Annotated in this window: 16 protein-coding genes and 2 pseudogenes; 3 read left to right on the top strand and 15 right to left on the bottom strand. The window is 48.4% G+C overall.

All coding sequences use genetic code 11. From position 1 onward, the window contains the following. Positions 1–85: 85 nt before the first annotated feature. The 9 genes from AC2T0J_RS18350 to AC2T0J_RS18310 all read right to left on the bottom strand — a co-directional run bounded on the left by AC2T0J_RS18350 (position 86) and on the right by AC2T0J_RS18310 (position 11,424). Positions 86–763, bottom strand: a complete 678-nt coding sequence (locus tag AC2T0J_RS18350; protein ID WP_489807199.1) for an SIMPL domain-containing protein — start codon at positions 761–763, stop codon at positions 86–88. 65 nt (positions 764–828) lie between these two features. After that, positions 829–2,058, bottom strand: a complete 1,230-nt coding sequence (locus AC2T0J_RS18345; protein WP_489807198.1) for a nucleoside recognition domain-containing protein — start codon at positions 2,056–2,058, stop codon at positions 829–831. A 214-nt stretch (positions 2,059–2,272) separates the two neighbouring features. Continuing rightward, positions 2,273–3,394 carry a pyridoxal-phosphate-dependent aminotransferase family protein gene (locus AC2T0J_RS18340; RefSeq protein ID WP_489807197.1) on the bottom strand — a complete coding sequence of 374 codons (1,122 nt, stop codon included), beginning with the start codon at positions 3,392–3,394 and terminating at the stop codon, positions 2,273–2,275. 534 nt (positions 3,395–3,928) lie between these two features. Then, a complete protein-coding gene (locus AC2T0J_RS18335) occupies positions 3,929–4,795 on the bottom strand; it encodes an acyl-CoA thioesterase domain-containing protein (protein WP_489807196.1) in 867 nt (288 codons plus the stop codon). Between the two features lie 50 nt (positions 4,796–4,845). Beyond that, positions 4,846–6,690 (bottom strand): protein kinase domain-containing protein, encoded by a 1,845-nt coding sequence (locus tag AC2T0J_RS18330; protein ID WP_489807195.1) that lies wholly within the window; start codon positions 6,688–6,690, stop codon positions 4,846–4,848. After that, positions 6,687–7,544, bottom strand: a complete 858-nt coding sequence (locus AC2T0J_RS18325) for a 23S rRNA (adenine(2030)-N(6))-methyltransferase RlmJ (RefSeq protein ID WP_489807194.1) — start codon at positions 7,542–7,544, stop codon at positions 6,687–6,689. The genes AC2T0J_RS18330 and AC2T0J_RS18325 overlap by 4 nt, the downstream gene beginning before the upstream one ends. Before the next feature lie 118 nt (positions 7,545–7,662). Then, positions 7,663–9,249: a dihydrolipoyllysine-residue acetyltransferase gene (locus AC2T0J_RS18320; RefSeq protein WP_489807193.1), complete on the bottom strand. Its 1,587-nt coding sequence runs from the start codon at positions 9,247–9,249 to the stop codon at positions 7,663–7,665. A gap of 7 nt (positions 9,250–9,256) precedes the next feature. After that, positions 9,257–10,234 carry an alpha-ketoacid dehydrogenase subunit beta gene (locus AC2T0J_RS18315; protein WP_489807192.1) on the bottom strand — a complete coding sequence of 326 codons (978 nt, stop codon included), beginning with the start codon at positions 10,232–10,234 and terminating at the stop codon, positions 9,257–9,259. After that, positions 10,234–11,424 carry a thiamine pyrophosphate-dependent dehydrogenase E1 component subunit alpha gene (locus AC2T0J_RS18310; protein WP_489807191.1) on the bottom strand — a complete coding sequence of 397 codons (1,191 nt, stop codon included), beginning with the start codon at positions 11,422–11,424 and terminating at the stop codon, positions 10,234–10,236. Before AC2T0J_RS18310 ends, AC2T0J_RS18315 begins: the two co-directional genes overlap by 1 nt. Positions 11,425–11,743: 319 nt before the next feature. Here AC2T0J_RS18310 and AC2T0J_RS18305 point away from each other — a divergent pair, with 319 nt between their 5' ends. Further along, a complete protein-coding gene (locus tag AC2T0J_RS18305; protein WP_489807190.1) occupies positions 11,744–16,552 on the top strand; it encodes a S8 family serine peptidase in 4,809 nt (1,602 codons plus the stop codon). Positions 16,553–17,102: 550 nt separating this feature from the next. Here the strand turns inward: AC2T0J_RS18305 and AC2T0J_RS18300 are convergent. The 5 genes from AC2T0J_RS18300 to AC2T0J_RS18280 form a co-directional block, all read right to left on the bottom strand. Further along, positions 17,103–17,492: a DUF3703 domain-containing protein gene (locus tag AC2T0J_RS18300; protein ID WP_489807189.1), complete on the bottom strand. Its 390-nt coding sequence runs from the start codon at positions 17,490–17,492 to the stop codon at positions 17,103–17,105. Next, positions 17,485–17,946: a hypothetical protein gene (locus tag AC2T0J_RS18295; RefSeq protein ID WP_489807188.1), complete on the bottom strand. Its 462-nt coding sequence runs from the start codon at positions 17,944–17,946 to the stop codon at positions 17,485–17,487. Before AC2T0J_RS18295 ends, AC2T0J_RS18300 begins: the two co-directional genes overlap by 8 nt. Before the next feature lie 29 nt (positions 17,947–17,975). Further along, positions 17,976–18,524, bottom strand: coding sequence for a histidine phosphatase family protein (locus AC2T0J_RS18290; RefSeq protein ID WP_489807187.1), 549 nt, complete (start codon positions 18,522–18,524; stop codon positions 17,976–17,978). Positions 18,525–18,801: 277 nt separating this feature from the next. Beyond that, positions 18,802–19,248 carry a hypothetical protein gene (locus AC2T0J_RS18285; RefSeq protein ID WP_489807186.1) on the bottom strand — a complete coding sequence of 149 codons (447 nt, stop codon included), beginning with the start codon at positions 19,246–19,248 and terminating at the stop codon, positions 18,802–18,804. 592 nt (positions 19,249–19,840) lie between these two features. Continuing rightward, a complete protein-coding gene (locus AC2T0J_RS18280) occupies positions 19,841–20,116 on the bottom strand; it encodes a putative quinol monooxygenase (protein ID WP_489807185.1) in 276 nt (91 codons plus the stop codon). Between the two features lie 226 nt (positions 20,117–20,342). Between AC2T0J_RS18280 and AC2T0J_RS18275 the strand changes: the two are divergent. Then, a pseudogene (locus AC2T0J_RS18275) lies at positions 20,343–20,701 on the top strand (IS110 family transposase); the annotation flags it as partial. Positions 20,702–20,766: 65 nt separating this feature from the next. Here AC2T0J_RS18275 and AC2T0J_RS18270 read toward each other — a convergent pair. After that, positions 20,767–22,059, bottom strand: a complete 1,293-nt coding sequence (locus AC2T0J_RS18270; protein ID WP_489807184.1) for an APC family permease — start codon at positions 22,057–22,059, stop codon at positions 20,767–20,769. A gap of 624 nt (positions 22,060–22,683) precedes the next feature. Here AC2T0J_RS18270 and ltrA point away from each other — a divergent pair. After that, positions 22,684–23,986, top strand: a pseudogene (gene ltrA, locus AC2T0J_RS18265) (group II intron reverse transcriptase/maturase). Positions 23,987–24,081 lie beyond the last annotated feature (95 nt).

Genomic DNA, 24,081 nt, shown 5'->3' with positions numbered 1-24,081 from the left:
ACAACTCTCAATTAAAAAACGCTAAGGCCGGCGAAGTGTAGCAGTTCCCTCAAAAAAGGTTAATCGGTGAAAATCGCCCGGGTGATCAATTCTCGATTGCGAATGTAACATTCACCGAAGCAGACGTATCTGTCTGGCCGGGTAAACTGAAGGCATCTTCTTGTTGAACACGCATTCTTACGCCTACTGGCGGCTGGTTGTAAGACATGGATTCACTAATCGAAATGACACCCGCGATAGTAACGCCCATCTGTTTAGCGATAAGGCTGGCGCGCTCTTTAGCATCTTCCACTGCGGCAATTAACGCGTCGCGGTATACCTTTTCGGGATTCGAGTTTATAAACTCAAACTGATCGATACGGTTAATACCACGCTTCATGGCCCCATCGAGAACAGTATCGTAGTTTTGCAGCTGATTTGAGGTTACGCGTACCTGCCTGCTCAGCACAAATCCCTTATGTTCTCTGCCATTAGATGTATGTTCATACCACGGGGATAAATTAACAGACATTGACTGTATGTGCTGTTCGGCAACGCCCTGAGACAACAAAAAACTCACCACGGCATTCAGTTTGGCATTGGCCTGTTCGTTAAGCTTACCCACTACCGCACCACGCTCTTCAATGACCATGGTTAAGGTATAAGCATCTGGCGAAGCAGCAATAATTCCCTGACCAGACACCTGTAAGGTTTTTTCATCCGCCTGGGAATGAAAACTTAACGCCAAACCCAGCGCCGCAAAAGCAATGACTTTCCAATTCATAAAACAACTCCAGTTATAATGACCCGCGCAGTATGACAATAAAAGACTTAACCCAACCTGAACTGTTAACCGAAAAACCAGTAACTCACCACTATTGCCGTGGCAATACCGGCTACGTCGGCCGCCAGACAGCAGGCCACCGCATAGCGGGAGTGTTTAATACCTACTGCCCCCAGATAAACCGCCAGCACATAAAAGGTGGTTTCGGTAGACCCCTGCATCACCGACGATAAACGTCCGGCAAAAGAGTCTGCGCCATGATGCTGCATGGTTTCGATCATCAGGGCCCGGGCTCCACTGCCGCTCAGCGGTTTCATTAACGCGGTTGGTAGCGCATCCACAAAGCGCGGGTCAAAGCCCATCCAACCGGCCGCTGTGGCAATCATCTGAACCAGTATATCCATTACGCCGCTGGCACGTAACATGCCAATAGCAACCAGCATCGCCAGCAGAAACGGAATAAGCGATACCGCGACTTCAAAGCCCTTTTTGGCACCGTCGACAAATTGCTCATAGGTATTATTACCCACCCGCCAGCCGGAAATCAGTACGCCAACCACAAAGGTAAACAATAGGCTGTTTGCCACTATAGCCGACTGACTGGCCAGCTCAGAGGCGGCCAACTGGGCAAAATATAAAATGACTGCCGCCAGTAAACCAAATACACCAACCAGATACAGCAACACCACACGGTTAAACAGGTTAATACGCTGAACCAGACAAGTCACAATTAGCCCCGCCAGCGTTGATGCACTGGTGGCCAGCAAAATAGGAATAAACACATCGGTAGGCTGCGCTGCCCCCTGCTCGCCGCGATATAAGAATACGGCAATGGGAAATAAGGTGACCGACGAAGTATTAAGTACCAGAAACAGGATCTGGCTGTTGGTCAGGGTATCTTTTTTCGGGGCCAGCGTTTGCATGTCCTGCATCGCCTTGATGCCAAACGGCGTGGCCGCGTTATCGAGTCCCAGTAAGTTGGCCGACATATTCATAGTGATACTGCCCAGTGCCGGATGGTCGCGGGGAATGTCAGGCATAATGCGACATAAAAACGGTGCCAGCACTCTGGAAAACTTTTTGATTAAACCCGATTTTTCAGCAACTTCAAAAATCCCAAGCCAGAACGCCAGCACCCCTATCAGGCCAATAGCAATATCTACACTCAGGGTGGCCATGCTGCTCACAGCATTCATAACATCCTGAAAACCACCGGGGTTTTCGCCCCACAGGGCCTGATACAAGGTAGCCAGAAATGCGCTGATAATAAAGATAAGCCAAATTCGATGCAGCATAGATGATTAACCTGAGTAATAAATAAACAACGGGCGGACAGGTTAAACCTTAAGACAGGAAAGCAGAGAGAGCAGACGTTGATACTGTCGTTCTCACCTTTCCGGGGCAAACCTGGCACGACAGGTTAAGATAGTAGCGTTAAAGGCTGGCAATTAACAATTTTTTATTATGCCAACCTTCATATTCAGGAATTTTTTAGTCGTACAACAGCTGTTATTTTAAAACGGTTTTTAACGCAGCCAGGCAAAAATCAACGTTTTTGTCGGTACAAGCTGCGCCCATCAGACCTATCCGCCATACTTTACCGGCAAATGCACCTAAACCTGCACCAATTTCCAGATTAAAGTCGTTTAGCAAACGACCACGAACTTCGCCATCATCAATCCCTTGCGGAATTCGCACGACGTTTAATTGTGGCAGGCGATAGTCCTTATCGACAGCCATCTCCAGGCCCATTGCCTCGAGGCCTGCAACCAGTTTATCGTGTATTGTCGCATGACGCTGCCAGGCATTTTCCAGACCTTCCTCGTACAACATAACCAATGATTCATGCAGTGCATAAATACTGTTAACCGGTGCCGTGTGGTGGTAAGCCCGCTTACCGCCCTGTCCCCAGTAACCGACAATCAGGTTCATATCTAAAAACCAGCTTTGTACAGGCGTTTTACGGCCTTTAATGACCTCAAGGGCCTTATCGCTGAATGAAACCGGCGAAATACCCGGTACGCAGCTTAAACACTTCTGCGAACCCGAGTAAATAGCATCAATCTCCCAGTCATCCACTGCCAGTTCAATGCCACCTAATGATGTTACAGCATCAACTATGGTCAGACAGTCGTACTGACGGGCCAGTGCACACATTTTCTCGGCGTCATTGCGCACCCCGGTAGAGGTTTCAGCGTGCACAAAAGCAACGATTTTGGCTTCAGGGTGTTTTTTTAACGCGTCTTCGAGCTTATTCAGATCCGTTTGCCTGCCCCAGTCGTCTTCTACCACAACTGCGGTTGCACCGCTGCGCACTACATTCTCACGCATACGCATGCCAAACACACCATTAATACACACGATAACCGTATCACCCGGCTCAATCAGGTTAACAAACGCCGCTTCCATTCCCGCCGAGCCCGGTGCAGATACCGGCATAGTCAACGCATTTTCCGTTTTAAAGGCATACTGCAGCAGCTCTTTGGTTTCATCCATCAAGCCGATAAAATCCGGGTCGAGGTGACCCACGGTACTGCGAGCCATGGCATTTAACACACGAGGACTAACGTCGGACGGACCCGGGCCCATTAACGTACGCTGTGGCGGAATATGACTGCTGTATGATTTCATCGATGATACCTGCTCAATAAAGTAAACCTGTGGACGTTATTCTGGCAATTCGGTCACCAAACCACAATCGCAGATTCGGGTGATTAGCTGATTATCATTATTCACACAGTGAATAGGGGAGCCTACATTTAATACACGAAAGTATATACAACAATTTTAATACGCATTACCTGTGGATATATAATGTACAAACTGGTTATATATTGTTCATTCGTTGTTAATTATGTTGTCAATTACTGGCGTAACTAGCTGGTTAGTATCTATAATCGATTAAAAATGGGACAGAACAAAAAAATTGTTTATATATTGAACGATTTTGAGCTATGATTAAAAATCTACAAAGACGATTTGTTCACTTCTCCCTTTGTAAAAGTTAGCGCACGGCTCAGCAATGAGCCATTCCCCTAGGCCCGGAGCTTTTTAAGTTCTGGGCATTTTTTATGGGCGACAAAAAAGTTTACCGGCGCAGCACTGCCAGCGCCAATACCGCCAGCAGTTCATTTTCTCGTAAGAGTACGCCGCGAGATCGCGGGATCAGTCGGTGATCCGCATCAGACCTTCCTGCATGGTTGACGCCACCAGCTCGCCCTGTTGGTTAAACAACTGTCCTCTTACCAAACCTCTGGCACCGCCACTGGCCGGACTTTCCATGACATACAGTAACCATTCATTCATGTTAATCGGGCGATGGAACCACATGGCGTGGTCGATAGTGGCAATGGCCAGGTTACGGTCGGTAATTTGTACCCCGAGCGGCTGCAGGGAAGTACTTAAGAAATGGTAGTCACTGGCATAAGCGAGAACCGCCTGATGCATGGCCTGAGAGTCGCCAAGGGTTTCATTTGCCCGTAACCAGGTATAACGCTCAGGCTTATCATTCTTAGACGTAAATGAACGCACTGCGTCGACGGTACGAATATCAATGGGGCGATGGTAGCTCAGCGCTTCGCGCATTCTACGGCCGATATTGTCGTAGTTGCGCTCGTACATTCTGATATCAGGCTCAATCTCTTCGGGTGCGGGCACATCAGGCATATCCGCATACTGATGCTGCATGCCCTCTTCCGGTTGTTGAAACGAAGCTGTCATATAAAAGATATTACGGCCATTCTGTATGGCTTTGACCCGTCGGGCAGAAAAGCTCTTGCCGTCACGAACAATTTCAACGTCGTAAACCACCGGCTGCTTTGCATCACCGGGTAACAGGAAGTAGCTGTGAAAAGAGTGTGCTACACGGCCCTCCGGCACGCTTTCCCAGGCCGCCTTTAATGCCTGACCTAGCACCTGACCACCAAATAAAGCTCGAAAGCCCAGATCCCAGCTCTGGCCACGATAAAGTCCCTTTTCCAGGGTTTCTAATTCCAGTAAAGAGGCAACTTTAACTTCGTTTTGCTGTTCCAAGAGTAACTCCAAATAGATAAACAGGTATGTTCACTGACCAACAAGACTGACTACCGCGTTCGGGGATTGCGAGGATAAAACTTGTCGGCACACTTTGCCCGGTGCTCAAAAAAACGCGTGTCTTTGTAAGGTAACTTCATAAAACCACAGGTGCCTTCACCTGTTAGTAGTGGCAGTGAATCAATGATTTCTTTCAGTAACGCATTAAACTCATTTTCCTTCGTATGATCAAGCAAACGATAGTAACTATGAATTTTTAAGTGTTTCTCAAGCGCCTCAAAAATGATACAGCCAGTATGATGAATACTATTTAGCGCTTTAATGGCCTGCATGATTTGTGACGGCAATGCGAGAAATTCATCCGGGTCGTCACCATCTTCGAAGTAAGAATGTACCCGGCTTTCTGACGTACTCAGTGACACACTGGATTTTTCATAGGGGATGACGGTAGCCGCACCAGCCACGAACGGCGACGTAATATGCGCCCGTTCAATATGCAGGGTGTTTTTGGCATCAAATAAACAACACTTGAATACACCCTGGCGATGAATAGCGCGGGCCAGCGTGACAACGGTATTCACAGCATGCTTGAAGGCCTGCTCCTTACCAGGATCCTGCAAGTTCAGGCTTGAGTCGATGTACACGCCTTCAGGCTGCCAGTGAATGACCAGGCCGCCTACCACCGGATAACGAGCCAGGCGACTGACCGCAGCTAAAAAGCCTTTTTCGGTAGCCCCCATGCCATCCAGGTAATTTTTATAATAACGCTCAAACTGCGCGTCATTTAAATAGTTTAACTGGCTAAGCTCATCAGACTGCTGCTCACTTAGATCGTTCTGCTGACGCAGAAACGATTTTCGGGAACTGTATACCACCGATTCAATATTCTTTCGCTCTTTAGCCACCCAAACCGGTAACAAAGATTCGTAGTGTTCTGCGGTATCATTGGCAAACACCAGGTTTTCCAGCAATTTAAGGTGCGACAGTAAGTAATCCCCGCCGCTGTGCTGTGCTGTTATACTGTCGCTGAGCATATAGGTAAGGATGTCTGACAAAATTTTCGGTAACCCCAGCGAGGATGGCGGGATTACCTGATGGGCAAAGCGGGCCGACTGCCCAGATGCCAGGGCATACAGCGTGCCAGCCAGCCCCTGCTCGTCGAAACGCGGGCTAGAGCGTTCGCCATTGAGCTGCGCATCACCGATAAAATAGATATCACCGAGACGGGCATTGGTTTGCTGGATATCACCCGACATTAGATCCAGTACATTATTTTGCACCGGCTGAAGTTGCTCATCAAGTTGGGCATAGACACTGGAGCCCCAGTCAATCAGGCTGAGTCGTTCGTTGTCTTCATCCCAGACCAGGTTAGAAGGTTTAATGTCGCCGTGAACAATAGGCCGGTGTCCGCCGTCCAGCTGAAACTGGCGTAAATACAGCAGGATTTTCCCCAGCTGCACGGCCATTTTCACAATGAGTCGCGGCCCGACAGGCCCTTCCCGTAAACTGTATTGCTCAAGGTCGACTCCCGGCGCCCGCGCCATCATCAGGATGGATTGCCTGCCCCTTTGGTAAAACTCTTTCACTGCCGGGATATGAGGATGGTTTAGCAGCCCCTGCATAAAAGCCTCTTCCTCAAGACGGTCCTGAATGCTCACCGGCAGTGTAATGCGGGTAAACTTGAACACCAGCTCTTCACCGACCTGATCACGCCCGCCAAAAGCAAAGCCGTATGCACCTTTGCCAATCAGGCTGATATCGGTAAACCCCAGACTTTCGAGCTGTGCAATACACAGCGCAATCCAGTCTTTAAGCTTTTTGGCATCCGCATGAGAGAGCAGATACACCGACTGCTCTTCAGGTATATAAAAGTGACGGATGCCTTTTCTGGTCATGACTCGGTATGATTAAGCCACACCACATTGTGCTGGCATTGCGTGCCTAAACGCGGGCATAGCTCAGTCAGGCTGTTGGTTAATATCGTGTCGATTTGCCAGGCGGGATTAATAAAGCACACGCCAGAGCCATACATACCGGTATCGGCGTCTTTATCCTGCGCCAACAGTTCTACCTGCAGCACATTGTGATCAAGCCGGGACAGGGTTTGGCACATTGCTTCTGATTCACCTTGCTTATCGCCAGCCCGAGCCGACAACAACGGATACCAAATGAGTATTTGCGCTTGGGGCCAGCGTTTTAAACACACTTTTACCGCGTCTATCACCGCTTGATATTCGCCGCGTGACTCATAAGGGGGATCGATGAGCACCGCACCACGATTGGGCTTCGGCGGCGACAATGCAACCAGACCCTCCAGGCCGTCGCGAAAGTGACTGTGGATCTGCCCCTGCCCTTTATGACGTTTTAACACCCCTTTCAAGTTAGCAAATTCACCTGGGTGTAATTCCATTACGTGCAATGCGTCGTTGGTTCGCAGTAAATCCGCTGCCAGAACCGGTGACCCCGGGTACTCATTGTTATTGCGGTACAGCGCCAGCGCCGCCAGATATTCGATTAACAGCGGATCCTGCGGCGAGAACTGATCCAGCTTAACAACACCGTCTTTATACTCACCGGTTTTATTGGCCTGCTCAGAGTCGAGGCTGTAACAGCCCGAGCCGCCATGAGTATCAATCAGATTAAACGGCTTGTTTTTTTGCTTCAGACGATTAATGACCGCCTGCCAGCAGAGGTGTTTAAGGATGTCGGCATGATTACCGGCGTGATAACCGTGTTGGTAACTCAGCAAAATAGTGCTCTCTCTTGAAACCTGTTATCAGGATCTGCTGACCGCAGATACAGGCGAAACTTGCGCGAATCGCGCAAGTTTATCGCCCGGTGCAGCAAGATACCAGTGCCGTAAAGGGTTAACGTAGTTTGCTTAACATTTTGAGCGGATTGGTCAGATAATCCAGCCATAAATTATTAAATCTCACCATGGTGGCACCATCTATAACCCGGTGGTCGGCGGACCAGCTTACCTGCATTACAGACTGACTGATGACCTGTTGCTGTGCATCAAAACGCGGCAACTGCTGAATTTTACCCAGCGCCACAATGGCCAGTTCAGGATAATTGATAATCGGCGTGGCCGTAGTACCACCCAGTACACCCACATTGGAAATGCTAATGGTCCCGCCTTTCAAATCATTACCGCTGACCTTACCCTGCTTGGCATCGACAACAATGCGCTGCATGGCCTCAGCAATTTCAAGCACACTCAGGTTCTGGACCTGTTTAATGTTTGGCACCAGCAAACCGGCATTACTGTCTACCGCAAAACCAATATTATGATCATCAAAGTAGGTCATGGCGTTGCCATGCTCACTCAACCGGGCATTAAACTGCGGATACTCAGTTAAGCATAATGACAGCGCCTTGATGAAAAACGGCATAAAAGTCAGCTTAATATCAGCATCGGCAAATTGTGCCCTTAATGATGCTTTTAGCTCAATAAGCGGATCCATCACCAGATCATCCGACACAGTAAAGTGCGGGATCGTACTCACCGAGCGAACCATCTGTTTCGCCATGGCTTTTTGCACCGGGGTTAATGGTACAGTCCGGCTTGCCTGTTCAACCGCAGCCGGGATGGCTGCGCCGTGTGCCGTTTGCGGCGGCGTACCCTGATGATCTTGTTGCAGCGCATTGAGTACATCCTGTTTGAGCACCCGGCCTTTTTTACCTGTTGGGGTAATGTCCTTCAACACCAGATTGTGCTCTTTTGCCAGGCGGCGGACTGCCGGACTGGCCGGGACCTTCCCCTCAATAACCCTGGGTGGCTCAACACTGCCTTCCTGAAAACCAGTGGGCACAGTTTTGGATGCCTGCACGGCTGTTTGATAACTGGCTGTAGTTGCGCCTGAAGATACGCTTGCACCCTCCTGCTCTACCGATAAATCGAATAAAGGCTCATGCACTTTGGCAATCTGCCCTACTTCGTGATAACGCTTCACCAGGGTACCGGCATGCTTAGCGGGAATTTCCACCACCGCTTTGTCGGTCATCACTTCAACAACCACATCATCTTCGGCGACAAAATCCCCGGCATCAATGTGCCATTTTACGATTTCACATTCGACAATTCCTTCACCAATGTCCGGCAGAATAAAGGTTTCTACTGCGCTATCCGCTGTACCGGACGAGTGCATCTCAACCGCTTTTTCTGGTGATTGAGGTGATTCCGCTTCTTGCTGCGAAGAAACTGTGCTTCCTGCTCCTGCAGGTTTCAGTTCAAATAAAGGCGCGTGCACTTTTGCTATATCACCAGGCTTGTAATACAGCCGCGTAATAACGCCGCTATCAATGGCAGGTATTTGTACGGTGGCCTTATCGGTCATCACCTCTGCTACCGGTTGATCTTCTTCAACCGTATCACCCTCACTGACAAGCCACTCGAGTAATTCACACTCGACAACGCCTTCGCCAATATCAGGCAAAATAAAATCTGTCATATTTACCTCAGTAGTTCAGCATGCGTTTAAGGGCTTCGTAAGTCTTGTATTCATCTGGCATGTATTCTTTTTCGTGCGCCAGCGGATACGGCGTATCGAGGCCGCAAACCCGGGTAATGGGTGCCTCCAGATATAAGAAGCACTGCTCCTGAATATGCGCGGCAATCTCGCTACCAAATCCAGACGTTACCGGCGCTTCATGGTTAATTAGCAAGCGGCCGGTTTTCATCACAGACTCCGCGACGGTTTGCGCATCCCAGGGTAAAATACTTCGTAAATCAATGATTTCGCAGGATACCCCGTCATCCAGCGCCATGGCTGCAGCTTTTTGGATAATCTCTACCTGTGCGCCCCAGGCCAGCAAGGTAATATCGTTACCTTCCTGAATCACCTCGGCTTTGCCTGGGCCAATGGAATAATCTTCCTCCGGCACCTCGCACACCGAGGCGCGGTAAAGGCGTTTGGGTTCCATAAATAACACCGGGTTGTCATCGCGGATAGCCCCCAGTAGCAAACCCTTGGCCTGGTAGGGATCGCGCGGCACAACCACCTTAAGGCCAGGGACATGACTGAAAAACGCTTCCGGTGACTGCGAATGATAATGGCCGCCCGCTATACCTCCACCGTAAGGGGTTCTGATGGTGAGTGAGCCACACGAGAACTGACCACCAGAGCGATAGCGAAACTTAGCCGTTTCATTCACTATCTGGTCAAAAGCCGGAAAGATATAGTCACCAAACTGGATCTCGGCCACCGGCACACTTCCCTGGGCCGCAAGGCCGTTGGCAAAACCAATAATACCCTGTTCAGTAAGCGGCGTGTTAAAACAGCGGGCTTTACCAAATTTTTCCTGTAAATGACTGGTGGCCCGGAACACGCCCCCAAAATGGCCTACGTCTTCACCAAACACCACGACTTTGTCGTCTTCGGTCATGGCAGTGATCAGGGCCTGATTAATTGCCTGAAGTAAATTTAACTTTGCCATTACTTTCCTACCTCGCCCGATGTTTTAGGATATTTATCCGGGTAGCGCTTGATGTGCTCCAGTAATGCTTCCCGTTGTGCTTTAAGGTGCCATGGCACTTCGCTGTATACGTCTTCGACAATATCGCTTATCGGATTAACCGGGACTTTTTCGGCCGTTTTAAGTGCCTGCAGAATGTCGCTTCGCACCTCTTTGAGGTAGTTTTCGGTGTCGTCTTCCTTCAGCCAGCCTTTAGACATTAACCACACTTTGAAGCGCTCTAATGGATCCTTCAGGCGCCACTTTTCTTCTTCTTTTTTCGAGCGGTAACCGCTCGGGTCGTCGGAAGTAGAATGCGCAGCCAAACGGTAGGTCATGGCCTCAATCAATACCGGTTGGGAGGCTGATAAAGCCAATTCACGGGCTTTCATTGTGGCACTATAGACAGCAAGTGGATCATTACCGTCTACCCGAATTGTTCGCACACCATAACCAATACCCCGTGAGGCTATACCGTCACCGGCAAACTGCTCCTCCGCCGGGGTGGAAATAGCATAACCATTATTACGGCAGAAAAAGATCACCGGGCAATTAAGCACTGCTGCCATATTAAGGCCGGCATGGAAATCACCTTCAGAGGCTGCGCCCTCGCCGAAGTAACAAATAGTCAGCGCATCATTACCGGCCAGTTTCTGACCGTAAGCATAACCAGCTGCCTGTGGGATTTGCGTTCCCAGCGGCGATGAAATAGTCATAAAATTAAGGGCTTTATCACCATAGTGGATAGGCATCTGACGCCCTTTATTGGGGTCAAGGTGATTGGAAAACATCTGATTCATAAATTGTGCAGAGGTATATCCGCGAAATGCCAGGGCTCCCTGCTCACGATACTGACTCATGATCATATCATCCGCCGATAGCGCTGCGGCACTGCCCACCACTGCGGCTTCCTCACCGGTGCTGGCCAGATAGAAACTGATCCGGCCCTGACGCTGAGCGGCGACCATGCGCTCATCCAACATACGGGTATACAGCATGGTGTGGTACATTTTAATGGCCAGTTGCTGATTCATTTCTGGCTCTTTGGCTTGAGGATAAACCGTACCGTTTGCATCCAGAATGGCCAGCATCGGAATATCCAGTAACCCATTTTCTATTATCCTGACATCATGTGTCATCGACACATTGCCGAGGTGATTTCTGTCGTTCATAGGGTTCCTCTAAAACGCCTTATTGGTTATGTACACTCTAGTGCAACCTAAGCAGGAGCGTCCTGCCGAATTAACAATATGTTTACGTTTTATTAAATTAATCATCCTAACTGGATCCCCAAAATTGGGATGACTATTTTAATCTTCAAAAAACGGGGCAATTCAGGCTAAGTTCAGACGAACTATTTAGGATAAAACGGTCCAAATTACTGACATGGCACGTACTTACGATAACGGGCATTACATATCCCGCGCGGCTGTGATAAAAAACAATCCCGACAGAACAAGGACATCGTTCTTTTCACTATGGAGTATTAATGTGAAGCAATTATCGTTGATCACGCATGCTGTTAGTGCCATTTTACTGGCTAATGCCTCTGTTGCAGCCGCCCAGCAGATCGCGCCGACATCGGTCAATAAACCCATTCATCGGCTCAACCCGACAACAAATCAGATAAAAACCCAGGTTGATGGCAAACAAACTTACATTATTCAGTTGCATGAGCCTTCGGTTGCCCAATATAACGGTGGCATAAAAGGTTTCATGGCAACTAATCCGAAAACCAGTTTGCAGACATCGCGGGTAGCCAAAGCTAACCGCAGTAAACTGGATGCTTCAGCCAGTCATGTCTCGGCCTACCGTGAATATTTACAGCAGCGACAACAAACCGTGCTGAGTAAAATTGCCCAAATCACTGGTCAGGCTAGCGCCACCCGCCAGTTGCAGTTTGCCATTAACGGTATGGTGCTCCAGTTGACGCCAGCGCAAGCAGAAAAAGTCAAAGCGCTGAGTGGAGTGAAGTCGGTAAAGGCCGATCGCAAACTTAAACTCAGCTCTGATACCAGCCCTCAACTGACCGGCGCAACCGGCGTTTGGGCCGGGGCAACACTGGCAGGTACCAATGCGCAGGGCGAAGGTACGGTGGTGGCCATATTTGATACCGGTATCAATACTGATCATCCCTCTTTTGCTGCCACCGGCGGTGATGGTTACACCCATACCAACCCCCTCGGCAGTGGCAACTATCTGGGAGACTGTGCTGGCAGTTATCCGACGTTATGTAACGATAAACTGATAGGTGTTTACAGTTATCCACTCATTACCAATCAGTACGCCGATACCGACGTTTTTCCTCCGGGCTTGCCCCGTAACGGTGAAGACTATAACGGTCACGGCTCCCATGTGGCGGGTACGGCAGCAGGTAATATTCTTTATGACGTTCCCTCTGTAGGACTAGCGTATGATCTGGAAGAAAGTGACGGCTACGCCGGAGAATTTACCTTTGACCAAATTAGCGGTATTGCGCCTCACGCCAATATCATTTCGTTCCAGGTCTGTTTACCCGGCGAAAACGACGATGAATACAACGGCTGTTACGCTAGCCTGGCAGTAACGGCTATTGATGATGCAATCGCCAGTGGTGTGGTAGATGCGATTAATTATTCTATTTCCGGTGGTGAGGAAGTGTGGGGGAATACCCTCAGCGAAGCCTGGTTATCGGCAAATAATGCCGGTATTTTTGTGGCCCATTCGGCAGGTAATGATGGCCCGGACGCTTCGACCAGCGATAAGCTATCACCCTGGCTTACCCCTGTAGCGGCCACCACCCATGGCCGGACCCTGGATCTTTCAAAATCCATTGGCAGTTTTACCGGCGGCTCCGGCGCTCCGGCAACGATTAGCGGGCAAAGTAATACCGGTGCTATCACGGCAGACATTGTGTATGCCGGCGACTACCCTAACGCCAACGATCCAAACGGCGATCCTGCTCAGTGCCTTGAACCCTATCCGGCAGGCACCTTTAATGGTGAGATAGTAGTGTGTGATCGCGGCGATATTGCCCGCATTCAAAAAGCCATTAACGTAGCCCAGGGTGGCGCAGGTGGTTACGTGCTTTCTAATGTAGAAGGCGACGCCGAAAACGTTGTACCCGACGTATATGTTATTCCCGGGATCCACATTGCCGCTGCGGATGGCGACCGGTTAAAAACCTGGCTCGCTTCAGGCAGCAATCATCGTGCGACCATCACGGCAACAGCAGGCATTCGATCGGTAGACAGTACCCTTGCCGATAAGGTAGCAAGCTTCTCTTCACGCGGTCCCAATACACAGTTCAGCACGTTATTACCTATGGTAAGTGCGCCAGGCGTAGATATTTACGCAGCCTATTCTGATGAGCATTATGGTCATGAAACCACCGGCCCTGCCCCGGCAGACTATGCCTATCTGGATGGCACATCCATGGCATCGCCCCACGTTGCCGGTGCAGCACTGCTGTTACGCGAGTTGCACCCGGACTGGAGTGCTGACGCCATCCGCTCGGCACTGATGATGACAGCCGAAACCGATATTGGTATAAATGGCACTACCGCCCAGGCCAACTGGCTGGATATGGGCGCTGGCCGTATTCAAATAGATGCCGCAGCCAATGCCGGCCTGGTAATGGAAGAAACCCAGGCCAATTACGAGGCCGCAGATCCGACCATTGGCGGTGAGCCCAAAACGCTTAATATACCAGCTCTGGTAGATAACAACTGCCTGATCGAATGTACCTGGCAGCGCACTTTTACCGCAACCCGTAATGGCACCTGGACATTCAGCCTGGATGATATGGATAGCGGCCTGGTTCTTGAAGCCCAACCTGCCAGTATGACGCTATCAGCAGGTCAGTCACAAACCGTGACGTTTACGCTCAGTGCATGGAACGTGGTCGACAATGACTGGGTATATGGTGACGTACTCATTAATAGTAACGATGATAATCCCCAGCATATGCCCATTGCGGTGGTCGCTTCCAACGGTAACTTCCCGAACTTTGTGGAGCGAACCAGTCGACGTGATGCTGATTCGGCGGTCCTTGAAGACCTGCTGGCTATCGAAATTACCGATTTCGCCTATGAAGTAACGGGCCTGACCATGGGCACTAAGGTGTCGGGCAATGTTGCCGAGGACAGTGACCCCAGCGACTTTTATGACAACCTGAATGACGGTGTGTATACCCTGGATGTGGTGGTCGACGAAGGTACCCCACGGTTTGTTGCACAAACCACCGCATCGAGTGCGCCGGACCTGGATTTGTATATTGCCTATGACAATGACAGTGATGGCATTTTTGACGAAGATGAGCTCCTTGCCATTAGTGCCGGTTACAGCTGGAATGAGTACATTAGTATTGAGTCGCCACTGGCAGGAAACTACCGTATTTATGTTCACAACTTTACCGGTAGCACCCTGCAGCAAGACAGCTTTACCCTCGACTATGCCTTAGTAGGCAACAGCAGCGACGGTTCTCTTACCATAGACGCCCCCACTTCGGTAGCTTTGCGTGAGCCGTTCGACATGCGCTTATTATGGTCGCTGGACAACAGTATTCCGGGCGATCGCTTTTACGCCAGTGTCGCTTTGGGTAGCAGTGCACAAACGCCGGACAACCTGGGCATTATCCCGGTCGATATTATCCGTGGTGAAAACGACGTACAGCTGGCAGTGGATGGCAGCGATCGCGTGTCGCCGGGTGATACAGTGGATTACACGGTAAATGTGCTGACCAATACCAGTACCGAAGATCGCAACTACGAAATTGACGTGACCATTCCCGATGGCACCAGCGTAGTTGCTGGCAGTGTAACCGATGGTGGCGCCGTAAACGGCGATACTATCAGCTGGTCGATTACCCAGAACGTAACCGCTGGTATATCCGGCTATTCGGTTACCACACCCGTATCGGACGGTCACTGCCGGGTTGATACCAACAGCAATGGTGGTTACATCGACTTGTCAGCGCTGGGTTATCAGCCCCTGCAAAGCACTGGTGGTGAGCTACTGGCCGCCTTCCCGGTACCGGTTAATGTATTAGGCGAACAATGGAATGGCATTGCGGTGTCTTCCAAGGGCTTTATTACGCCTGCATCCGCTGCCGTAACTCCCTTCCCGGCTATCAACCGAATGCTGGCCGATGAATCATACGGCAGTGCAGTATTAGCGCCTCTGTGGCGTGACTGGACTTTTAGTGCTGACGCAGGCTCAGGGATTACCGTAGCGACCCTTAATAATGGTGCAACGACGGTTGTTGAATGGAAAGGCTTACAATCTGGCGATTATGGCGCTGATATACAGGTTATCCTGAATCACAATGCTGGCCCTGGCGAGCCTGCTGTAATTTATGCCTACCAGAATGTACGCAGCGGCACGGAATCTTTAGCCGGCACCGTAGGTTGGCAGAATCGGGAAGGTAAACTGGGCTCCACCCTGGCCTTTAATTCTGCTAATGCCAATAGCCCTGACGGCGAAGTGGAATCGCTTATTCAGTCGGGTACGGTGTTGTGTCTGACACCACAAACAGCCACCACAGCCACCGGACCAACGACCCTTGATTTTAGACTGCAGGTAGATACTGATGCCGAGCTGACTGGCTCACTTCCAGTGACCGTTACCTCTCAGGTACCTAATATACCAGGTACCCAGGAAGAAATTGGCGAAGTGAATACTGAAGTGCAAATGCACGCCGCTCCAGAACTGCTGATCGACGGCAGTAAACAGGCGAGCATTAGCCTGACAGAATTACAAGCGTCAATATTGCCAATCTCGGTTACCGATGCCAATGGCGACAATGTAAGCCTGAGTGTTCAGCAGCTGAGCGGTCCGGCAGCGGCAATTAATGTGGCGGGCGAAGTGGTAACGATAACACCCGCTTCAGTTGACGCTGACACCGCGTTGCGTTTGCAGGTAACGGCCACCGATGAGTATGGCTTTACCGACACCGCTACCGTAGACATTACGGTTACCCCGAATCAGCCACCGGTACTGACCGTTACAGCACCATCAAGCGTGCAGGAAGGCTCAACCATCACCATCATAGCCAGTGCAACAGACCCTGAAGATGATGAGATTGTGTTTATGATCAATGGCGTTCAGGGCTCTACCTTTAGCTCTACCGCACCGGATACCGACGATAGTACCTCAGTAAGCTTTACGGTTACCGCTACCGACGGTCAAAACACCGTTACGGAAACAGTGACGGTTACGGTCACAAATCGACCCAGTGGCGGTGGTGGCAGCCTGTCTCTGGTATGGCTCGGTGGATTAATTATTGCGTTAGTCAGCCGCCGCAGAAAGCGGCTCCATTAACCAACGCAGTACATATGCCAAAGGGAGCTGTTAACAGCTCCCTTTTTGTTCTAGAACACTCTTAAAAAGCGGGAAGCCGAACACAGACAACTTCTCGAACAAGATCATGCCGCCTGCGTGAGTATTTCCGTTAATCGCTTTTTTTTGCTTACAGGCCTCATACCAGAAACCACTGGCAACCATTACCACACCAAAAATCATCATTGCAAAAGGAATTCACATAGGTAAGGAGAACCGGTGTAGGTTTGATAATGAAAAGAAGCAGGCTATACCGGTAAAACTAAACCAGAGCAGCATAAAAAAGCTAACCAGCAAATGCAGTCGCATAGTCACATTAATATGACAACCACTAGCGGCGGGTTTAATTTTGCCTTCAATAACCGCTAAGGAAGAGCTCTGTTAAGCAATGTTGCGCATTAGCTTAACATCGTACTGGCCTGCCCGCCCTTTAAACTCAAATCCAAAGGCCCCCGTATGTTGTTGTAGCCGTTGGGTTATTTCTGTCGGGGAAAACGGACTATTCAGTGTACAGGTATCGCGGGGAATGAGTTTAATTGTCGCGGGGAGTAAAGCCATTACAGCTTTTCGCTTTCTGAATAGCCGTCTGATGTTCGGGTTTTAACGGCAGAGTTTTAAAAGGACTGATATTGGCACCGCCCGTATTGCCAACAGGCACCAGGCCAATCGCGGTTTTTGTGGCAGCGCCGATTATTCGTACAAGCTGACCAATACATTCGCGCAAGTTCTTGTGTCGCAGAGCCCACAGTAACATGAGCCAATGGACCCGAATATGCCACCAGGTGGATGACTGACCTAACACATGGGCATTCTCAAGGTGTGTAAAAGCCTCGTTGAATCGGCCTGCTGCTTGGTGAGATTCAGATAACGCTATTTCTTGCTGTACATCACCGGTGATATTTCGCGTAAACTGACTAAGCATAATTTTGATTAACCGCCCTTTTAATAAAATAAAACTGACACCAGACCATTACCGGCATCGCTGCAAAGCTGTATAGCAACCAAATATAGGCCCCTGACTGTTGACCTGCAAAGAGCAATGCAACCAACGCATAAACCAGCCAGTAAATAAGTTGAATTTTAAGACTCACCGGCAACGTTAACACCACAATGGTATCTAATACCCCGGCTTTTTTATAACCAGAACACGCCTTGTAGACGCTCAGTGCCCCAACATGAAACACCACCAGTGTTGCAACGTAGGAGGCAAAGGTCACTATATTCAAATAATACGAATAGCCCAGAAAATACATCGGTAACACCGTGGCAGCTATCTGCAAATAGAAACAGGCGATATAGTATTGGGCTTTCTGCTTCTGACTCAGCGCCTCATTGGCTAAGTCTGCGGCCAGTTGGTTAGTATTCCAGATATTCATTTTACTTCATTCCGTTTTTTAACTTACGGTTAATTACTGAATGCCGAAACACCCCAGTAGCGGTTGGATTTTTGCGTTTGGGTTAACCCATATCGACGGAGATGTTTTCTTATATGGAGTATTAAATAGCCATGTGAAAATACGATGACTTTACCGTGTTGCTGCGCAATAGCTATGAGCTCAATGGCGGCTAACTGTGCTCGCTTTCTGGCCTGAACATAAGACTCAAATCGCCCCTTTTTACCCAGCGTCCATAGCACCCGGTTAAGATAAACCCAGTTCCATGCCCGTAGTGTAAAAGGCAGCTTATAGCGGGGAATATCCATTTCACGAAATAACGTCGATTGATACTGTGGCTGACAACCGGAAAAGATTAAGCAGCTATGCACCGCTCGAGGCAGATCACTCGAGACAAGGTAATGACCTTTATACTTAGCCTGGCTAGTCTTACAGGGCAGACTCTGCTCTGAAACCTCTGAGTGATTGTAATTTTTCACCCAGTTGGCAAATCCCGCGGCATTCAGTGGCACATTGTTGGCCCTTTGCGGTCGACCGTGACGCACTAATATAATTTCCACTGCTTGCTGATACTCCCTTATTAGTTAATAACTACCTCAAGTAGCGCAGTTTTATACACCGTGAGCCAGGAAAACTTTTTGAGTTTTCTAAGTTCTTCCGAATCTTCACCGGGCAGTCACCACTTAAAGAAGCTTTGCCTCACTCTCTGACATCCGCTTTGCCTTTTCATCTTTTTCGTCCATTGACGTCTCCGCGAAAAAACGCAGCAGTTAAATTGCCAATAACGCCTGGCATTTAAGGTCCCCGTGAACAAAACAAACGATATTCAACGCTTTGTCAGGTATCTTTACCACTTAAAGCTGACCATTGCTGCCAGGCACCTACCGCAAAAAGGCCGCCTATAAACAAACATATACCGGAACTAATTAACCAGAATGTCAGACTGTTTTCCGGGAACATAGGCATTAACCTCAGAAAGAAAACGCCACGAAATAAAAACATACCGGCAATAAGAACTAACGCCAATTTTGTTAACGGTAAGCGTTTAATTGTTCCGGCACCCGACAGCCCATAAAGCGTCCAAATCAAAAGTACCAAGACAATGGCAGACGTCACTATTGTTGGGTACCAATGCCCCTGCTCTGCCATCCGGGCCATCTGCTCACCAGCCCCAAAAAAGCGATACCAGTCGCCTCCAAATAGAATACAGCCCAGATGAGCAAGTGCAGCTACAAAACAACCTAGTGCCGCAAACAGAAGATATTTATTACTGGCAGAATGCATCTTTCCTCCCTGAATGCCAAACGCCCTATTTAGGGTCACAAATACACCGCTAAAAACGACGTCTCCGCGTAATTGTCCCGCAGACCGTTTGCAATGTTGCGATATCGACGGCCTGTTCGTGTAACAGCTCGCCCTGACGGGGGACATGATTTTTTAGGTGCGACTTCTATACACAAGTACTGCATTATTCTTTTTTTAAACTATTTTGTAACTTATAGAAAAACAAATAAAAAAAGCAAAAAAACAAATTATTTGGGATTGCTATAACAAAGAACGTAGCCCAAAAATGATTGAACCCATGATAGAGTAACCACTTTGCCCCCGGCCAATATAAAGCAAAGAATAACTCTTCTAATGGGAACGTAGCACATGTACTAAACATTGATGTGATTGGATAAAGAAGCACTATTTCTAAAATAATTGCTATCAATATCTTCCATAATAGCTTCAAATTTACGCCAAGCACCTAACGCCCCGATTAAGTAATGAGCAACGCACTGCATAAAGCTACCGCATTGCACCTTAAACACAAAACTCACTGCAAACCAAAACTGCCACGCGTTGCGAATTTGCTTGAATTGGTTGTATGCGTTTACTCCAAGATTTCATAGTGACGTTCAACATTAGCTGTCACTTTACCCCAATGAGAAGCTTTCACTCTTTTCTGATGTTGTTCAAAAGACGCTTTATCCGCGAATTCTTCATAAACGTCGAAACGAAGAGAACTTTCCGAATTTTGAGTGACACTAAACGTGATACAGCCAGTTTCTTCGAGAGTAAGGCGTTTATGGTTTACCAACTCTCTTTTTACTAATTCAAGATCCGACTCAGGAACTAAAATAAAGCCTTTCAATGTTACTTTTGACATGAATTTCCTTTTGACGCATAGCGATCAGGGTAAGGGACCAGCGCTTTTTGGCGGCCCTAGCGACCGCAGGGAGCGACCTTGACCCGCTTGATACTTATTGAGCCTTCTCCCCAGCTTAGCCAAATTGGCTAAGTTGGAAGGCGACCAAACCCAAAACGGAGAAGACTCAAAGCAATTTTATACGAACTTATATCCTTTTTACTGCGGAATCGATCTTCATGCACGGATGCTCTATCTATGCATTCTTGATGAACGTGGCGAAGTACTGGTTCATAAGAAGTTAAAAGATTCACCCGATGAACTCTTCAAACTGCTTTCCCCGTATATCGGCAACATTTAGGTGCGGAATGTATGCATTGCTGGTACTGGCTCAGTGACTTTTGTGAACATCACAATATCGATTTCATACTCGGCTATGCCCTTTACATGAAGGCCATTCATGGTGGTAAAACCAGGAACGATAAAATTGATACATATAAAATCGCGAAACTCATTCGGGGAGGTAATTTCCCCTTAGCTTATGTTTACCCAAAAGAAAAACGCGCAATCCGGGAGTTATTACGGCGGCAGACGCACTCCATGCGGGGCTATTACCCAGACCCGCAAGTACAACGTCGTGTGGATCATGTGTGTTAGCCTTTTGTTGCTCATTAAATCCTAGGGCGGATTTTCCTTTTAGCCATTGTTTGTAGAACTATTTCAGTGGCCACAGCAACCGATACAAAACCAATAAGAACAGCAATGACGTGATCAGAATTTTTTGAAACATAGTCCAATGCCAACAGCATAGCCACAGAGCTAAACAATGCAGCTAATACAACAAGTAGTCTTGACGCTCCTGTCTCAGAAATTAGTTTCAAATGGCCAATGTGAGTGACCGTATGAATAAACAGAATAGATATTGATCCAATCGCTGCTATTTCTGACAGGTCAAATAATAGTAAAGATAGGATAATGAAAACAGCACTAATAACGAGCCCTTCACGACTATGGGCTATCGGTTTACCAAATTCAGATGGCAGTTCACCATCTTTGGCCAATTGATAAGTAATATTGGTAACGGCATATAAATTAGCATTGATTGCTGATGCAGTAGCAACTAAAGCGGTAATAGCGACGACAGTGAATCCAACCTGGCCAAATACAGGCATTGCCGCTTGTGCCAGAGCAAAGTCTTTTGCAGCAATCACTTTATCGACTGGTAGGTTTCCAAAAACCGCAAAAGCAATGGCAACATAAAGAAGCATTACAAGCAAAATCGACAAAACCATGGCTTGTGGTAATGTTTTAGCGGGGTTTGGCATATCCTCCGCAGTATTGGTGATAACCCTGAAACCTTCATAAGCAAAGAAAGTAATAGCCAAACTAAAAAATATATTAGATACCGGTGGATAATGCTGTGTAGCTAATAGTTCAGGTTTAAGGGCTATAATCCCTGCAACAGATAAAACAGCTAAAACGATAAATTTTATACCAACCGTAACTCTTTCCCAAACAGCTACATCTTTTGCACCTTTAAGGTTGATAAGAACAAAGAAACATACAATGCTGATTGAAAAAACATGGTGTAAATAATTGTTTTCACCATTAAGTGGAAAAAATGTCGCGGCATAATTACCAAAGGCTTTGGCGATGAGACTGATTGAAACTACGGCGGCGAAATACATCATAACGCCCATGCTACCTGTAAACGTCCCCACCCCAAAGGCTTGAGATAAATACTCAATAATGCCGCCAGATGAGGGATATCGAGCACCCAATTTACCTAGTGAGTAACCACTAAATAAAGCAATAATCCCACCGATAATAAACGAGATGTAAACGGCACTTCCTGAAATGCTGCTGGCTTCACCTAATAGTGCAAAAATGCCAGCACCAACCATTGCTCCAATACCCATAGCAACAGCAGACCAAAGTCCTATTGGTTTTTTAGATGTGTGCATTTCTTTCCTTCTTCGATTTATGTGAGGCTAACGCCTAAAACAGGTGCGTCGTAAGGCGTCACCTGGATTTACTTGTGTACGCCTAGCACGGGCATGAACTAATGAGGTGAAAGTCCTCTGTAGGAAGATCACCGTTGTTTAACACACTGTTATTCAACGCTAACTACTAGCGAATGGCAAGGGCTAAATCGTGAGAGATAGTCTGGAGGAAGCCGCTAGCAAATCTGCGAGCTGATGAACAAAAACATCATATGAGGCGTAGGCTGAAGGTGAGTTGGCACAAAACAACGAAACCATGTGATCTAACGGCCACCGTAAATGATGCAGCAGTGCAGAGATAGTGCATGCTCTTATCTGTGGTGGGACTGGCCTTCCAGAGATCTGCTCTGCGAGCGATCGGTAAATACCAGTAAGGCTCTGGTATACAAGTGCATTGGCGCAGAGGAAAGGCATCATCCACTGCGAGCGAATTCGATGCAAACCGATAGCGCTGTCACAGGTAACTGGGGCGGTGATAGAGCAGAAGTCAGCAGACGGCATAGTAGCCAAATGCCCAGCGTAATGGTTGGGACACGGTGAATCCGGGTGCCGGCCCGCCGGAACACTTATAACAAAGGAGGAGCCTTGTCAGACTTGAACACACGAATGCCGTCCGGTAGTGACGTGACTCAGCGTACTGATGAGCAGCCAGCCTTTAGTGCAAATCTACTCGAACTGATCCTTAAGCCTTCGAATGTTGTGGCGGCCTGGAAACAAGTTCGAGCCAACAAAGGGGCTGCTGGCATTGATGGCATGACCGTTGATGACTTCCCCGCTTGGGCAAACGCCGGAAACTGGAAACGTATTATGATTGAGCTTCGCTCAGGCCAATACCAACCTTCATCTGTGAAGCGCGTTGAGATTGATAAACCTGATGGCGGAAAACGTCAGTTAGGGATCCCAACTATCGTTGATCGTGTGTTCCAACAAGCGATTGCCCAAATCCTTACGCCTGTTTTCGACCCAACCTTCTCAGATAATAGCTTTGGGTTCAGGCCAAATCGAAATGGGCAACAAGCCGTGAAACAGGTAAACAACATTATAGAAACGGGACGCCGTTTTGCCGAGGATGTTGTTCTGTCTAAGTTCTTTGACCGCATTAATCACGATTTACTCATGACCTACCTTGGCTACAAAGTGAAGGATAAGCGATTACTTAAACTGATTAAACGCTACTTACGAGCTAAGATAATCGATAACCAGTTATATGGTGAGAGTCGAGACGGTGTTCCTCAGGGCGGGCCATTATCGCCGCTGTTGGTAAACATCATGCTCGACCCGTTAGACAAAGAGCTTGAGAAACGGGGTCACAAATTTGCCCGGTACACGGACGATTTTACCATACTGGTAAAGACGTGCCGTTCGGGTGAACGCGTGCTCAACAGTATCAGCAGATTCCTGTGCCACCGCTTGAAGCTGGTTGTTAATACAACCAAAAGCCACGTCGTTAAAACCAGTGAAAGCAAATTCCGTGGATTTACCTTCAAGGCAGGCCGCATTCAATGGCACCCGAAGACCCTGATGAAGTTTAAACAACAGGTTCGATGATTAACGAACCGCAACTGGGGCGTATCGATGCATTACCAACTCTCTAAGCTCAGCCAATATCTTCGAGGCTGGATAAATTACTTTGGAATCGCCAGTGGATATCAACGCTGTGTAGGACTGGATCCGGCGCAGAGTAGGAATGGCTTACAGGCGTCAGTGGCGAAAGCCGCGCACCAAGGTACGAAACTTAATGAGACTGGGCGTGCATGATCAAGTTGCGGTGGCGTGTGGTATCAACAGCAAAGGGCCATGGCGAAGTGCAAAATCCCCGGGGATCAATCAGGCACTATCACTTGTTTACCTAAAATCCGAAGGGCTTTATTCACTACGTGATGGATGAATTGCGCTTCACTAACCTAAATGAAACGCCCTGTGCGGAGTCGTCTGGGCCGACATTTCGGTGCAGGGTGTTGTGGGGGCTGGAGGCTAGACACC

The sequence above is a fragment of the Alteromonas sp. ISO5 genome (assembly GCF_058105165.1).
This window is presented reverse-complemented; position numbering and strand designations above follow the sequence as displayed.